The sequence below is a fragment of the Aedoeadaptatus coxii genome (assembly GCF_001553115.1).
In the GTDB taxonomy this organism is placed as follows: domain Bacteria; phylum Bacillota; class Clostridia; order Tissierellales; family Peptoniphilaceae; genus Aedoeadaptatus; species Aedoeadaptatus coxii.
On the sequence record NZ_KQ960182.1, the window covers coordinates 23094 to 39003 of the forward strand.

General features: G+C 43.2%; 15 protein-coding genes and 1 pseudogene. All 16 read left to right on the forward strand.

The window, feature by feature from the left end:
• The first annotated feature begins 16 nt into the window (after window positions 1-16).
• The 16 genes and pseudogenes from acpP to asnA all read left to right on the forward strand — a co-directional run bounded on the left by acpP (window position 17) and on the right by asnA (window position 15909).
• The gene (gene acpP, locus HMPREF1863_RS06920) at window positions 17-244 is read left to right on the forward strand and encodes an acyl carrier protein (RefSeq protein WP_068369087.1); all 228 of its coding nucleotides are present in this window, start codon (window positions 17-19) and stop codon (window positions 242-244) included.
• Complete coding sequence (gene rnc / locus HMPREF1863_RS06925; protein ID WP_068369090.1) at window positions 244-915, forward strand: ribonuclease III; 672 nt, start codon at window positions 244-246, stop codon at window positions 913-915. The genes acpP and rnc overlap by 1 nt, the downstream gene beginning before the upstream one ends.
• Window positions 902-1876, forward strand: a complete 975-nt coding sequence (locus tag HMPREF1863_RS06930; protein ID WP_068369092.1) for a radical SAM protein — start codon at window positions 902-904, stop codon at window positions 1874-1876. The genes rnc and HMPREF1863_RS06930 overlap by 14 nt, the downstream gene beginning before the upstream one ends.
• Before the next feature lie 4 nt (window positions 1877-1880).
• Complete coding sequence (gene smc / locus HMPREF1863_RS06935; RefSeq protein WP_068369095.1) at window positions 1881-5450, forward strand: chromosome segregation protein SMC; 3570 nt, start codon at window positions 1881-1883, stop codon at window positions 5448-5450.
• Window positions 5413-6882, forward strand: coding sequence for a signal recognition particle-docking protein FtsY (ftsY, locus tag HMPREF1863_RS06940; protein WP_083508562.1), 1470 nt, complete (start codon window positions 5413-5415; stop codon window positions 6880-6882). Before smc ends, ftsY begins: the two co-directional genes overlap by 38 nt.
• A gap of 65 nt (window positions 6883-6947) precedes the next feature.
• Window positions 6948-8117 (forward strand): alanine racemase, encoded by a 1170-nt coding sequence (gene alr, locus HMPREF1863_RS06945; protein WP_232300138.1) that lies wholly within the window; start codon window positions 6948-6950, stop codon window positions 8115-8117.
• 73 nt (window positions 8118-8190) lie between these two features.
• Window positions 8191-8550, forward strand: a complete 360-nt coding sequence (gene ylxM / locus HMPREF1863_RS06950) for a YlxM family DNA-binding protein (protein WP_068369098.1) — start codon at window positions 8191-8193, stop codon at window positions 8548-8550.
• Complete coding sequence (ffh, locus tag HMPREF1863_RS06955) at window positions 8540-9877, forward strand: signal recognition particle protein (RefSeq protein ID WP_068369101.1); 1338 nt, start codon at window positions 8540-8542, stop codon at window positions 9875-9877. Before ylxM ends, ffh begins: the two co-directional genes overlap by 11 nt.
• 23 nt (window positions 9878-9900) lie before the next feature.
• A pseudogene (rpsP, locus tag HMPREF1863_RS09280) lies at window positions 9901-10146 on the forward strand (30S ribosomal protein S16); the annotation flags it as partial.
• Window positions 10147-10455: 309 nt separating this feature from the next.
• Window positions 10456-10695 (forward strand): KH domain-containing protein, encoded by a 240-nt coding sequence (locus tag HMPREF1863_RS06965; protein WP_068369104.1) that lies wholly within the window; start codon window positions 10456-10458, stop codon window positions 10693-10695.
• Window positions 10679-11179: a ribosome maturation factor RimM gene (rimM, locus tag HMPREF1863_RS06970; RefSeq protein ID WP_068369107.1), complete on the forward strand. Its 501-nt coding sequence runs from the start codon at window positions 10679-10681 to the stop codon at window positions 11177-11179. Before HMPREF1863_RS06965 ends, rimM begins: the two co-directional genes overlap by 17 nt.
• A complete protein-coding gene (gene trmD / locus HMPREF1863_RS06975) occupies window positions 11176-11925 on the forward strand; it encodes a tRNA (guanosine(37)-N1)-methyltransferase TrmD (RefSeq protein WP_068369110.1) in 750 nt (249 codons plus the stop codon). Before rimM ends, trmD begins: the two co-directional genes overlap by 4 nt.
• Window positions 11912-12256 (forward strand): 50S ribosomal protein L19, encoded by a 345-nt coding sequence (gene rplS, locus HMPREF1863_RS06980; protein ID WP_068369113.1) that lies wholly within the window; start codon window positions 11912-11914, stop codon window positions 12254-12256. The genes trmD and rplS overlap by 14 nt, the downstream gene beginning before the upstream one ends.
• 66 nt (window positions 12257-12322) lie before the next feature.
• Window positions 12323-13990 (forward strand): glycosyl hydrolase family 18 protein, encoded by a 1668-nt coding sequence (locus HMPREF1863_RS06985; RefSeq protein ID WP_068369116.1) that lies wholly within the window; start codon window positions 12323-12325, stop codon window positions 13988-13990.
• Between the two features lie 62 nt (window positions 13991-14052).
• Window positions 14053-14688 (forward strand): zinc dependent phospholipase C family protein, encoded by a 636-nt coding sequence (locus tag HMPREF1863_RS06990; RefSeq protein WP_198142729.1) that lies wholly within the window; start codon window positions 14053-14055, stop codon window positions 14686-14688.
• 222 nt (window positions 14689-14910) lie between these two features.
• Window positions 14911-15909 (forward strand): aspartate--ammonia ligase, encoded by a 999-nt coding sequence (gene asnA, locus HMPREF1863_RS06995; protein WP_068369122.1) that lies wholly within the window; start codon window positions 14911-14913, stop codon window positions 15907-15909.
• Window position 15910 lies beyond the last annotated feature (1 nt).

Genomic DNA, 15910 nt, shown 5'->3' on the forward strand with positions numbered 1-15910 from the left:
GGGGAGGATCGTTACTATGAAAGAAAAAGTGTTACAAATTATTGCCGAACAGCTCAATATGGAGCCGGAAGATTTAGAACCTGAAATGGATTTTGTCGATGATTTAAACCAAGATTCCATTGAGCTCGTAGAATTAATTATGAGTTTAGAAGATGAGTTCGGCATTGAAGTGGACGAGGAAAAACTGGAACAAGTGCGCACAGTCGGCGATGTCCTCGATTTAGTAGAGGAATTAGACATCTAGTGGATTTCACTATTCTGGAAGAGAAAATAGGGATTCATTTTAAAGATAAGTCTCTATTGGAAGCGGCATTTACTCATAAAACCTACGCCAAAGAACATAACACCAATTCCTATGAACGTTTGGAGTTTTTAGGCGATAGTGTTCTAAATTTTATCGTGGGAGATTATTTATTTCATCGCGGACGTTACAACGAGGGGATGCTTACGAAATATCGTTCGGCTTTTGTGAGGGAAAAGTCCTTAAAGCGAGCGGCTCGAGATTTAAACTTGTCGGACTTTCTCTTAATGGGCACAGAACTTCGCCGTGACGAGAAGTATAATGTTCAAATCGATGATCTTTACGAGGCTCTTGTGGCGGCAATTTATCTCGACCGGGGTTTCGAGAGTGCAAAGTATTTTGTTGAAAAGACGCTTTTGCAATATGATGTCACCATCGACGATGATTATAAATCGCGAGTACAGGAGATTATGCAAAAACGATACCGCGACAATGTCTTGAGTTACACGACCCATGAAATCAATCCGGCAGCTCTGGGCAATGAAGATCGTTTCGAAGCGGAAGTTTGGATTTCCGGAAAAAGGCTGGCAGCGGGAAGAGGACGCAATAAGAAAAGTGCCGAAAACAGTGCTGCCGAGGCACTTATAGAAAAGATCGATCATGGCGAAGTGTAATATTATTCCTATTTTTATTCCCTTCTCCGGATGTCCGATAAAATGCGTTTACTGCGATCAAAACCGCATTACCGGCGCTTCTTCTTTTAAAACCGGAGAAGATGTAAGGGAAGAAATTTTAGAGGGTCTGCATCGAATGGGAAGCGATTCGGCGGAGGCTGCTTTTTACGGCGGAACCTTTACCATGCTGTCACTAGAGCGACAAACAGAATTACTTTCCGCTGTAGGGCCCTTTATTAAAAGTGGCGACATTTCATCCATTCGCCTGTCGACGCGACCTGAACAATTAACCTCTGAAGATTTTATACGTTTAAAGGCGGCAGGGGTGAAGACCATTGAATTCGGCATTCAATCCATCGATCATCAGGTACTGTCAGAGTCCATGCGAGGATTGGACTTGGCAACCATGGAAAAGACAGTTCGCCTTGCAAAAAGTCACGGATTATCCTTGGGACTACAGCAAATGATCGGCCTGCCGGAAGATACTTATGAAAAGGATAAGGATACTGCGAAGTGGATCGTACAATACGCCGACTTTGTCAGAATCTATCCTACGGTTGTATTTGAGAACACAGCACTTTACGAGCGATATCTGGAAGGAAGCTATCGCCCCCTTAGCTTAAATAAGGCTATCGCCATATCAGCTGATCTATTGGATTTTTATGAATGCCATCATATTCCCGTCATACGCGTAGGGCTTCCTCAGATGGATCGGGAGGACTATGTCGAAGGCCCTTATGATGATAATTTTAGAGAATTCGCTGAATCGAAACGCCGTGTGGAGAAACTTCTTTGCCTCTATGACTCTATTGGTGAAATTGGGGCATCTTCCGGAGAAATTAATCGCATAATAGGGCCGAGGGGTTACGGTCGGAAATTGTTGGAAGATAGATTCGGCCCCATTCGTTTTAATATTTTAAAAGACGAGACGAACGGTAGTGTAATTATAAAAGAAAGATGATGCTATGCACTTAATTGAAATGGAATTATACGGCTTTAAATCCTTTGCCAAGCGCACACGGATTCAATTTTCCGAGGACATTACCGCCATTGTGGGGCCTAATGGAAGCGGCAAGAGCAATATTGTCGATGCTATTATGTGGGCTCTCGGTGAATCCAGTGTTAAGCAACTGCGCGGAAATAAGATGGAAGACGTTATTTTTAGCGGGACCGATCGGCAACAAGGGGTTAATTATGCAGAGGTCGTCCTCGTATTCGACAATAAGGACGGCTTTTTTGATTTGCCTTACGAAGAACTTTCCATCTCCAGAAAATACTTCCGTTCTGGAGAAAGCCAGTATGCCATTAATAAGAAAAGAGTGCGTCAAAAAGATATTCGGGAGATTTTCCTCGATACCGGCATCGGAAAGAACGGCTATTCTTTTATTGGTCAGGGTCAAATTGATGAAATACTTTCGACCCGCCCCCAAGATCGTCGCCATGCCTTTGAAGAGGCGGCGGGCGTATCCAAATACAAGCTGAGAAAAGAAGAGACGGTGCGGAATTTAACGAAGACTTCGGATCATATCGATCGGATCGACGACATTTACTCCGAATTGTTAAGCCGACGCGAGGATATGGAAGAGCGAAGGGAAAAAGCGCTCGCCATCGACGCCTTGGAAAAAGATCACCATCTCTATACTTATGCATTGGCCCTTCGAGAATCGACTTCATCCGATGAGAAGCGGCGAAACATTACGGAGTCTTGCCGCAAGGTTGAAGAAGAACGAGATAAAGAGCGTTGCCTTTTTAATGCGAAAGAAGATGAACGAAAAGCTCTGGAAGAAAGTTTAGAAACGTTCACGGGACGGGAATCGGAACTTCACGACGGCCTTTTAGCGCTTGTGCAAAAAAAGGAACAGCTTGCAGGGCTTTTGCAGTTAAAAAATGAACAACAAGAAACCTTAAATCATCGACTTGCGGATGAAAAAGGAAAGACGGAACAGCTTAATGAAGAGGCGGAGAATCTTAAAAGTGAGCTGGAAAAAACGGAGATTCTGTTAGAAGAAGCTCAAACAAAGCAAAATGAAAAGCAAGTCGAAATCGATGAGATTGCCAATTCTTTGGAAAAGCTGAGAGAAAAAGTAGCGCTACGAGATGAAGGGGAGAGAAGCAGGCAGGCGGAGGAAGATCGGCTAAAGAATCTCCGTCACGACGCTGAATCTCGCAAACAGGCTTTGGATTATTTGCTCGAAGAACGCCATGAACGCTTAGATCGTTTAAAGGATCGAAAAACGCAACTCGATGGCGAATACAAAGCCTTAAAGGAATCTTTAGCGGGCTATAAGACAAAAGAAACGACTTTAAAAGAAAAGTTGAAATCGCTTGGGGAGGAAATCGGCAAGGAACAGGATCGCCAAAACCACTTAAAAGAATCCATTGCCACGTTGGATAATGAAACCATGCCCCTTAAATTGAAAATAGAATCTTTGGCAAGAGAGCATGATTACCTCGTCAAATTAAAAGATAATCACGAGGGCTTTCAATATGCGGTAAAACAATTCCTGAAATCCTATGGCGGCGAACATTTCGCTTCATCGGTTATCGGGCCGGTGGCAGATTCTTTTAGGATCGATCATGAATACACCTTGGCCGTTTCGACGGCACTGGGCTTTAGCGGTCAAAACATCATTTTAAAGGACGATCGTTACATTGGCGATATTCTAGGATATTTAAAGCGCAAAAAGATGGGCCGCATCACTTTTTTGCCCATTAATAATTTAAAGATCCGCACAATGGAAAGGGGCATTGAGCAGAAAAGTTCCATTAAATTTAAACTCGCATCGGATTGCATTCAATGTGACGAGGATATTCGACCCGTCGCCCTTCATTTGCTCGGTCGTATTTTACTTGTAGAAAATGCGGAAGATGGGAAACAACTCGCGAGAGACCTGAACTATAAATACCGCATCGTCACAAAGGGAGGCGATGTGTTTCAGGCCGGCGGCGCCGTTACCGGCGGGCAGTCAAAAAACACCTCATTGGATTTATATAATCGCGAGGCGGAAATCGACAAGAAAAGCCGCGATAAGGCAGCTGCGGAAAATGAACTTCGCAACATCTTAAATCGCAGAGCGGAGCTTCTCGGCGATATAGAAAACGGCGAGGAAAATCTTAAAAATAATGTTGCCGCTTTTAAAGAACAAGAACTGTCCAACCAAAAATTAGAAGAAACTTTGCGCAGGTTGGCTTCTTCTATTAACAACAGTGTGGATCAAATTGCATCCATTACGGGCGAAATCGAAAAAGAAGAGGAAGCTATTTCGAAAGATAGTGGGGAACGTGAAGAAAAGCGTTCGATCCTCCAATCCATCGACAGTGATTTAGCCTCTCTTCTCGACGGAACGGAATCTGATGACGATGTTCTTTCCAAAGAGTTGGAGAGCAAACGAGATTTGCTTTCAGAAGAAAAAGTTACCCATCAAAAACTTATTTCTGAAACTCGTGAAATCGAGATCAAACGAGATCAAGCACGGACACGCCTTGAGCATGTGCAAAGAGAAATGGAAATTGCGCACGGCAATATAGATGAAATAAACTTGGAGCTTAACCAGGTCCACTCGATCATTAATGAGCGTACACCGGAAACGGATGCCCTTGAAGAAAATAGATTATCCCTTGAACAAGAGCTTAAAAATCTACAAGATGATTATGGCGAAGGTCGTAAAGGGCTAAGGGATTTAAGCGATGAACTCAATGTGTTGAGGGAATCCATTTTCTCCAAAGAAAAAGAGTTGGTCAGCTTAAACAACCGTTTAGAAGATGCTGAAAAAGCGTATAATGAATCGACGCAACAACTGCAAACCATGGAAAAGCCTGAAGGTCTTGAGGAAATCGAAGGCGAATCCATTACGAGTTTACGGCAAAAATCTAAAAAACTTTCCGATAAAATTGCTGCGATCGGCCCGGTAGACGGAGATGCCCTGGAGCAATATGAGGCGTGGAATGAGCGTGTTACTTTCTTATCCGATCAACGGGAGGATCTTTTACTTTCGAAAGAGAAGTTGGAGAAAATGATTCGCCAATTGGATAGGGAAATGCGTAAACAGTTAGATGAGGCCGTCGTGCTGATTAACGGTTACTTTAACGATATCTTTAAGCAGCTCTTCCAGGGCGGGGAAGCCTCTCTCGCTTGGGAAGAAGGAGATATTTTGGAAGCGGGCATTTTAATCAGTGCACGTCCGCCGGGAAAGAAGCTTCAATCATTAAGCTTACTTTCCGGTGGCGAGCGCTCTATGACGGCCGTAGCCCTTTTATTCGCTCTTTTAAAAATGCGTCAGTCCCCGTTCTGTATTGTCGATGAAATCGACGCTGCGCTGGACGACGCCAATATTAGACGTTATTCACATTACGTTAAACATATCGACGATATGCAATTTATTATGATTACCCACCGTAAGCAAACCATGGAAATGGCCAATCAACTCTATGGCGTTACCATGGAAGAAAAAGGAATCTCCAGAATTTTATTCTTGGAATTAGAGGAGGTCGAAGCACATGTTGGAGTGGCTGAAAAAGAAATTCAATCCAAATGAGGAAACAGAAGATAAAGAAGAGTCTTTAACCGAGGAACTTGAAAATACCGAAGAAACTGAAGAGCTGGAATCTGTTGAAGAAGACTTTCAGGTAGAATTCATAGAAGATAAGGAACTGACGGATGAAGAAATTGAAGGCGGCGAAAAGACTTTACCTGACAATGAGGCTGTGACGGAAGCTCCGAAAGATGAAGTTGTCACGGAAAAATATTCATTCGACCGTAGAGAACCAACTGATGAGCCAAAGGAAGGTCAGCCCATTCAAGAAACGGAAGTAGTTTCGGAAAAATCCCATCTACAAGAAGATGACGATGCAACGGATGAAGACCAAACTGTTTTCGAAGAAATTGAAGAAGTAGAAAATATCGAAGATGACGATGTAGATGAAATCGATGATGTAGAGGTTGAAGAAAGCTTCGACGAGCCGGATTTTACTGAAACGGATGAAATCGAACCTGAGGAAGCGTCACAAGATGAAGTTGAAGAAGACGAAGACGAAGTAGAAGAAGAAAAGATCGGTTGGTTTGGTCGTTTAAAAGCCGGGCTTTCCAAAACCCGCGACGATATGAACTACAAGATCAACGATATCTTGGGTAATTACGTAAAAATCGACGAGGACATGATCGAAGACCTTGAAGATCTTTTAATTTCATCGGATATCGGCATGGAAACGACCATGACCCTTATCGATAATTTGCGCGACAGTATTCGCGAAAAGCAAATTCAAGATCCGAAGGAAGTTAAACCTGTTCTTGCTGAAGAAATCCGCAAGATTTTAGAAAAAAACGGAGATGTGAGTCGTTTAAACCTTGAACCTTCACCCGCTGTCATTTTAATCGTCGGTGTGAATGGTGTGGGAAAAACGACGACCATCGGAAAACTCGCTCACAAATTAAAAAGCGAAGGGAAATCCGTATTAATCGCCGCAGCCGATACTTTCCGAGCTGCCGCCATCGAACAAGTGGAAACTTGGGGTGAACGTTCAGGTGTAACGGTGATCAGCCATAAAGAAGGGGCAGATCCTGCCGCCGTCGTTTTTGATGCTATTCAGGCACAAAAAGCGAGAAATATCGACGTTTTGATTTGCGATACGGCAGGGCGTCTTCACAATAAGAAAAATCTTATGAACGAGCTGGAAAAGATTCATCGTATCATCGAAAAAGAATCTCCCAATGCTCAAAAAGAATCCCTTTTGGTACTCGATGCCACCACAGGTCAAAATGCAATTTTACAGGCCAAATCCTTTGACGAAGTTACGCATTTAACGGGAATCGTCTTGACAAAACTTGACGGCACGGCGAAAGGCGGCGTAGTATTACCATTAATTCAAGAGCTGGATATACCGATTAAACTCATAGGCGTTGGCGAAGGGATGAATGATTTACAGGAATTTTCCGGAGAAGAATTCGCAGATGCACTCGTCAATGGGTAATAGAATGTATTTCTAATCAACTAAATCATTTCTGAGAAGTGAAACAATAGGAAGATGAAGAAGAGGTGCATATTCTGATTACAAGACCTGCATGGCTTGAAGTCGATCTCGATCAAGTAAAACACAATATCGAGGAAATTAAGAGCCATTTAAAAGAAAATACGGACATTATTTCCATTGTAAAGGCCGATGCGTACTCATTCGGCGCCGTGGAAATTGCAAAGGTTATGGTTGAAAGCGGCGTAAATCATTTCGCCGTAGCCTCGGGCAATGAGGGAATATCCTTGCGAAAATCTTTGCCATCCGTTGAAATACTGGTTTTAGGTTTTACTCCCCAAGAAGCGGCCGGCAGCATGATCGAAAACAAAATTGATATGGCGCTTTATCGATTGGATGTGGCGAAGGAGTTAAATGACCTGGCGGCGCGCATGGGGATAAAGGCCGGCGTTCATATTGCAGTCGATACGGGAATGAATCGTATCGGTTTTAGACCCTGTGGAGAAAGCGTAGATGCTGTAGAAGCTATCAGTAAAATGGATCATATCGAAATTAAGGGTATGTTTACGCACTTTGCCAAGGCCGACACCGACCCTGAATTTACAAAAAAACAATTCCAACGCTACGATTGGTTTGTTAAGGAGCTTGCCAAGCGAAATATACGGCTAAAACGTCATGTGTCGAACTCTCATGCTATTATGAATTTCAGAGAATTCGATCTTGAGTACGTACGCCCCGGTATTATCCAATATGGCACGGCGGAAGGCGATCCTGCGGGTAAGGATTACGATATTCGTTTTATTGCCCAATTAAAAGCCGACATTGCTCACGTTAAAATCATCGGTCCGGGAGAAGGAATCAGTTACGGACAGATTTACACGACCGATCGCGAAACAAAAGTCGCCACACTCCCCATCGGTTATGCCGACGGAATGGAGAGATCCATGTCTGAGAAATTCGATGTCTTAGTTGGCGGGAAGCGTTGCCCGCAAATCGGCAGAATTTGCATGGATCAAATGATGGTAGATGTGACAGGCGTAGACTGTGAAGTCGGCGATGAAGTGGTCATCCTCGGTCGCCAAGGGGATGAAGAGATTACGGTAGAGGAGCTTGCAAAAGCGAATAATGAAATCCCCACATCCTTCTGCACACATTTTAAGAAACGACTACCTAAAGTTTATTTAAAAGACGGCAAGCGCTATAAGACGGTAGATGAAATTTTAGGAATTGATTATTGACATTAAACCGCAGAGATAGTATAATTCACAGGGTCAAGGATTTAACCTGACCCTGTTTTTTATGGGAGTGATCATGGATAAGACAATACACATCAATGTTTTGCTGGATTTATACGATCAATTATTGAGCGAAAAGCAAAAACAAGTGATGGATCTCTATTATCGGGAAGATTATTCTTTAAATGAAATTTCCGATATCGTCAACACTTCAAAGCAGGCTGTTTCCGAAAATATTAAACGAGGGGAAGCGGCACTGACTGCCTTTGAAGAGTCGTTAAGATTAGCTGAAAAAAATCATAAATGGGAAGAAGATGCCAAGTACATTCAAAGAGAATTGGATGAACTAAAAGCTTTTTCCGACGATCCGGCTTTTCTTAAGCTTATTCACTCGATAAAATCTCGTATAGATAAGGAGGGATACTATGATATTTGAATCCCTTGCCGACAAATTGCAAGGCACTATCGGAAAATTGCGCGGAAAAGGAAAAGTTACCGAGCAAGATGTCGATGAGGCCATGCGTGAGGTTAAACTGGCACTTTTAGAAGCCGACGTCAACTTTAGAGTGGTAAAAAACTTCGTGAAGCGAGTGAAGGAACGTTCCCTCGGTTCCGATGTCATGGAGAGTTTAACGCCGGGGCAACAAGTTATTAAAATCGTAATGGAAGAGTTATCCTCTCTTATGGGTGACGATGCCAAAAAAATCGATTTTTCTAAAAACCCGACGGTTATTCTTATGGCGGGCCTTCAGGGGGCCGGTAAAACCACGACCACGACAAAGCTTGCCCGTCTTTTAAAGAAACAAAATAAAAGACCTTTGCTTGTTGCCTGTGACGTCTATCGACCGGCGGCCATCAAGCAGCTGGAAGTATTGGCTTCACAAATCGATGTTCCCGTTTATTCGGAAGGAACCGATGCCGATCCTATAGAAATCGCGTCGAATAGTTTACGCCATGCCAAGGCGAAAGGTAACGACGTGGTTATAATCGATACGGCAGGCCGCCTTCACGTGGACGAAGCCTTAATGGATGAAATTAAAGGCATTAAGGAAGCTACTAACCCTACGGAAATTCTCCTGGTATTAGATGCAATGACCGGTCAAGATGCCGTTCAAGTAGCACAGTCATTCCACGATGCAGTTTCCATAACGGGCGTCGTTTTAACGAAGCTCGACGGTGACGCCCGGGGCGGTGCGGCACTATCCATTCGTTCGGTTACGGATGTTCCGATTAAATTTATCGCATTAGGGGAAAAACTCGATGCCCTCGAGGTGTTCCACCCCGATCGCATGGCGAAGCGCATTCTTGGAATGGGAGACGTCGTCGGTTTAATCGAAAAAGCGGAAGAATTCGTAGATGAAAAAAAGGCGAAAGAATTAGAAGAAAAAATTCGATCGCAAACTTTTACATTTGACGATTTCCTGGATCAAATGCAACAAATGCGAAAGCTCGGTCCCTTGGAAGATCTTCTCGGCATGTTGCCGGGTATGAACAACAAGGCCTTGAAGAATATGAAAATCGACGAAAAAGAATTTGCCCGCGTCGAGGCGATTATTCAATCGATGACGAAAAAGGAAAGAACACATCCTGAAATCATCGACAGTTCGCGCAGAAAGCGCATTGCACAGGGCTCAGGCACCGATGTTAGGCAGGTTAACGGGCTTCTGAAACAGTTTAAAGATCTTAAGAAGATGATGAAGAAACTGGGAGCCATGAGTGGCGGAAAAGGCAAACGAAAAATGAAGATGCCTTTTCCCTTTTAAACAGAAATTTTTGGGAGGATAGAATGGCAGTAAAAATCAGATTAAAAAGAATGGGTTCTAAGAAAAGTCCTTTTTACAGAATTGTAGTGGCAGAATCCAGAAAACCTAGAGATGGTCGTTTCATCGAAGAGATTGGTTACTACAATCCCTTAACGGAACCGAAGATCTTAAAAGTTGATGCAGACAAAGCTAACAACTGGATTAAAAACGGCGCAAAACCGACGACCACCGTCGATCGTCTTTTCAAAGAAAATGCAGTGTACGAAGCTACCGGCAATTATGACAATACCGACGTTCAAAAAGCTAAACGCGATGAAGTAAGAGCACAAGAAGCTAAAGCACGCGCTGAACGCGAAGCTGAATTAGATCGTCTCGACGAAGAAGCTAAAGAACGTAAGGCAAAAGAAGCCGAAGAAGCTAAAGCTCAAGCTGAAGCGGAAGCAGCAAAAGCCGAAGAAGAAGCTGCTGAAGAAGCAACAGAAGAGGAAGCAGAAGAAGCTGTAGAATCCGAAGAAGTTGAAGAAGCCGCAGAAGCTACTGAAGAAGCGTAAGTTTCAACCACTTGAGGAGGTGAGACTGTGGAGGAATTAGTTTGCTACATCGTCTCGAAACTCGTTGATAATCCCGACGCTGTCGAAGTTATTGAAACGAGAGAAGAAGATCGGGTCCATATTCAAGTGTATATTGCACCTGAAGACATGGGGAAAGTGATCGGTCGGCAAGGAAAAATTGCCCGCTCGATCCGAAGCATTATTAAAGCCGTAGGCACAAAGGAGCAAGTGATGGTATCGGTGGATTTCGATGAACGAGAAAGATAAAGTTCTCGTCGGCGAAATAACATCGGCTCACGGTATCCGAGGAATGGTAAAAGTTTACCCGTCGACGGACACCCCCGAGCGCTTAGCGGAAATTCAAAGAATTTACTTGGGTGATGATACATCGCTCAGAGAAATTGAATCGTCTTCGGTTCAAAAATCCATGGTGCTTTTGAAAATCGAAGGCATCGACGACAGAAATGCATCGGAGCGTCTTCGCGGCGTGAAACTTTACATTCCCCTTGAAGATCGAAAACCGCTGGAAGAAGGACAATTCTTCATAGATGATTTAATTGATCTTCCCGTTTATACTGTGGAAGGGGATTCCATCGGTAACGTTTCCGACATTTTAACGCAGCACGTTAACGATATTCTCGTCATTCGGGATGAGGGAAAAGAACATTTAATTCCCTTTGTCGGCGCTTTTATAAAAAGCGTAGAAGAAGATCGCATTATCGTCGATCCCATTGAGGGGATGCTGTCATGAGGTTTACCGTACTGTCGCTTTTTCCGGAATTCGTAGAATCCATGGCGGACTATTCGGTCATCGGCAGAGGTATTCAGTCGGGGCTCATTTCTCTGGAATGTGTCAATATTCGCGACTATACCCTAGACAAGCACAATAATGTTGACGACTACGGGTACGGCGGAGGACCGGGAATGGTTATACAGCCACAACCGGTAGTAGATGCGATTTTGAAAAATCGGGGTTGGGAAGGACACGTCGTCCACCTCTCTCCCAGAGGAAAGGTTTTGACCCAGGAAAAGGTGGAAGAGCTTTCCGAGAAGAAGCACATCGTCCTCGTCAACGGCCATTATGAAGGCATCGATCAACGGGTATTGGATCATTACATCGATGAGGAAATATCCATTGGCGACTATGTGCTTTCCGGCGGAGAGTTAGGTTCTATGATTTTAATCGATGCTGTAAGCCGTTTAGTGCCGGGAGTCCTGAGCAATCAAGATTCCGCAATCGAAGAATCACACTCAAGTGGACTTTTAGAGCACGGTCACTATACAAGACCTTATAACTTTAGAGGTTACCGAGTGCCCGATATTCTATTAAGTGGAAACCATAAAAAAATTGAAGACTATCGACGAAAAGAGTCTCTCAAAGTGACTTACTTACGTCGCCCCGATCTTTTGGGATCGGCCGAACTCTCTTCATCCGATATAGATTATTTGAGAGCATTAAAAAAACAGATTAAGGAGGAGAAGAATGGACATCATTAAATCCATTGAGCAAGAACAATTAAAAGACAATGTACCCGAATTTAGAGTAGGGGATACGGTTGTCGTAAACTACCGCATTATCGAAGGTTCCAGAGAGCGTGTTCAAGCGTTCGAAGGTACGGTTATTAAACGTCAAGGCGGCGGCATCAACGAAACATTCACCGTTAGAAGATTATCCTATGGCGTAGGCGTGGAAAGAACTTTCCCTGTACATTCTCCGAGAATCGCGGAAATCAAAGTTACGAAACGCGGTAAAGTACGTCGCGCAAAACTTTACTATTTACGTTCTCGTCAAGGTAAGGCAGCAAAGGTTAAAGAAAAGAAGTTTTAATGTAAATAGGCATTGCGAACGCGATGCCTATTCTTTGTACATTGAACTTGGAAAGTAGCAGGTGCCATGAAAAAATTATTTACAATACTCCTGGTCTTCGCCATCCTTTTATTTGGTGGCTTTACCGTTTTGAATAAGCTAAAGGGAAATAATCAATACTCGAAATTTTCCGAATCCTTTCATATTATTTACGGAGACCACGTTTTACCAAAAGAGCAGACCATGCGTGAAGACGGCCAGTTTTATATTTCCTTAGAAGGTATTCACGAAAATTTCGATAAAACGGCCCACTACGATGAAGGTAAGAAGGCCGTTATATTTAATAATAAACTTGGCGAAAAAATTCTTCCTTTGGATAGTAAAGAAGGAACGGTTAACGGTGGCAAAATTGGTTTGCGCGATCCCATCGTCAAAAAAGGCGATCAAATATTCGTCCCTGTAGAAGCCTTTGTGTACGACTATCACGTCATTATGCATTACAACAAAGATAAAAATGTTCTGCTGATTGACGATCGCAACACGGAATACGCCACCGGTAAACTTTCCGGCGATGGCGTTAATTTACGTGAAAAGGCTACGACAGACTCGCCCATTATGGCAACCCTTAAAGCCGACAGTGATCTTATCGTCTTTGGAAAAGAAGGCGATTGGTTCCATGTGCGTGAACGCGATGGCCTCTTAGGGTGGATTCGTAAAGATAATATTTCGGTCGACACGATCGACGGTGAATACGTGAAAAAAAGCGACGAGTCAACCTATTCAGCAGTGAAAAAGCCGCTTAATATTACCTACGATTACACTTACGGACAAGTGAAGGACAGCGTCATTCAAAACATCAAGCCCATTGAAGGTTTAGATGTCGTTATTCCCACGTGGTTTTCTATTGAAAATGCCAATGGTGAAATTAAAGATCGCGGGGATATTCGCTATGTAGAAAATTATGCTAAATTAGGCATCGACACTTGGGCCTATTTAGATAACAGCTTCGATCCCGAATTGACCCACGCCTTCCTGCAAAATAAAGAAGCTCGCCAAAAGGCCGTTGGTTTACTCGTTAATTTGACGAAATCCTACGGTATGAAAGGTATTAATATCGACTTCGAAAACACGAAGCTGGAAGATCGCGACGGCATTACGACCTTTGTTCGTGAAGTTGCAGAAGCTGCCAAGGCGGAAAATCTTTTAGTTTCCGTCTGTGTGACGCCGCAAATTTCAAAAGATGTTGAAGACGAGCTATACGATCGTAAGGCCTTAGCAAAGGTAAGTGATTATGTCGTACTCATGGCATACGATCAACATTGGGGCACATCGCAAAAAGCCGGTTCCGTAGCGGAATATAAATGGGTAGAGGGTAATGTCAATTTAAGTTTGAAAGATATCCCGCCGGAAAAATTCATTTTATCCGTTCCTTTCTATGCCCGCTTGTGGCAGGAACAAAATTCCAAAATGACGTCGCAAGCGGTCGGTATGAAGACGACGTCCGACTATGTTGCATCTCATAAATTAAAACCCGTATGGGATGACGATGCAAAACAATACGCCATTCAGCAAGATGTAAACGGGAAATCGGAAAAAATTTGGATCGAAAACGGAGAGTCCGTCGCATGGAAAGTTTCTCTCATGAGAAAATATAATCTTGCGGGCATTTCCTCATGGCGTTTAGGCTTTGAAACTCCCGATGTGTGGACGACAATCCACGATCAATTTGGAAAATACAAATATCCCTACCAATAAATTGCAATTCGACGAATTTTTGATATAATTGTATGGTATTGAGTAGTGATAAAGGAGTGTCCATGGTACCTGAAACACATAGGATGATCGCCGGAGCGTTGGATCAATATATGAGCTCCACCTTCGGCGTCGAACTCGACCGATCCAAGCTTTTGCGTGGATCGATTGCGCCCGACATTTATCCGAAATACAAATTTATTCCCCATTACTACGACGAAAGCATCGATTATATCGTTGAAAATATCGTTCGTTTAGTTCCTTACATGTCTGAGATTATTCACGACACGCCGTGGCGAAAGCTTTTAGTTCATGCTATCAGCTATAAAATCGGCGTCATCAGTCATTATCTTTGTGACTATATGACCCATCCCCACGCGCGGCGTATTCGCTGCACATCCGTGCAGGATATGCGTGAGCATTTGCTCTATGAGAGGGATTTAAATCGATACGTTCGATCCAATGGTATTGATCGCGATCTATCTTTTGATCAAAGAAGCCATCCTCTCTTAATTGAAAAAAAGGATCTTCGCGTCATGATAAAAGAAAAAATAGAAGCCGAAGTTAAAGCCTATTTGGCGGAAGACATCAGCTTTGAAAATGACGCAGCATCGGCGTATGCGTTGAATGTTATGATTTTAAAGATAGTGTGCGAGGCCGCTTACGGCTACGCAGTAATGAGACAAGTTCAAATTGCATAACCTGTGAAAAGAAGCGACGCAAAGTACGCTCATTTTCAGCGAGGCGGGATGGTGTGAGCCGCTGATGAGTATTTGCCGAGAACATCTTGGAGGTTCTGTTCTCAAAAGGACAGACGGTTTTACCCGTTACATTATAATAGAGTATGTAGTACTTGAAGTGGTGGCATAGCGAATTTTTCGTCCAAGTGATGAAAATTCGCTTTTTTTTTTTAAGGAGAAATTATGAGAAACAATTCGGAAGCAACGAAATTTACGATTAAAGAGACACAAATCGCAATTAAAAGTTTAAAAGATTATTTTGAAAGGGACCTGGCCAATACCTTAAACTTAACCAGAGTCTCGGCGCCTTTGTTTGTGCGTCCCGAAACCGGGCTCAACGACAATCTAAGCGGTGTCGAAAAGGCGGTAGGTTTTAAACTTAGAAAATACGATATCGATGTGGAAATTGTGCAATCATTGGCTAAGTGGAAACGCAATGCATTAAAAGTATATGATTTCGATTTCTATGAGGGCATCTATGCAGATATGAATGCTATTCGCCCCGATGAAGTCGTCGATGCAACGCATTCTATTTACGTCGATCAATGGGATTGGGAGAAAGTAATCCGAAAAGAAGATCGCACGAGCGACTATCTTCACTTCGTCGTTTCTGAAATTTATTCCGTCTTCTTAAGAACGGAAACGTATATTAACAGCGTATACCCTTATATTCTATCCAAAAAGTTACCGAACTCCATTTATTTTATGACGACTCAGGAATTAGAGGATATGTATCCCGACCTTACGCCGAAGGAAAGGGAGGATGCTATTTGCCGCGAAAAGAAGGCAGTCTTTTTACAAGGTATCGGCGGCGATCTTGAAAGTGGCGCACCTCATGACGGTAGAAGCCCGGATTACGACGACTGGAAACTAAACGGCGACATTTTGTTTTACAACCCGGTCACCGATTCCGCCCTCGAATTATCTTCTATGGGTATTCGCGTCGATGAAGAAAGCTTAAAGCATCAATTGGAAATTTCCGGTATGACGGATCGCATGGAACTTGATTACCATAAAAATTTAATGGCAGGGGATTTACCCTATACTATCGGTGGCGGTATCGGACAATCCAGAATTTGCATGTTCTTTTTAGAAAAGAAATCCATTGCCGAAGTACAGGCTTCCGTTTGGCCCGAATCTTTTATTATGGATGCTACATTACGAGGAGAAGTCATATTATAAA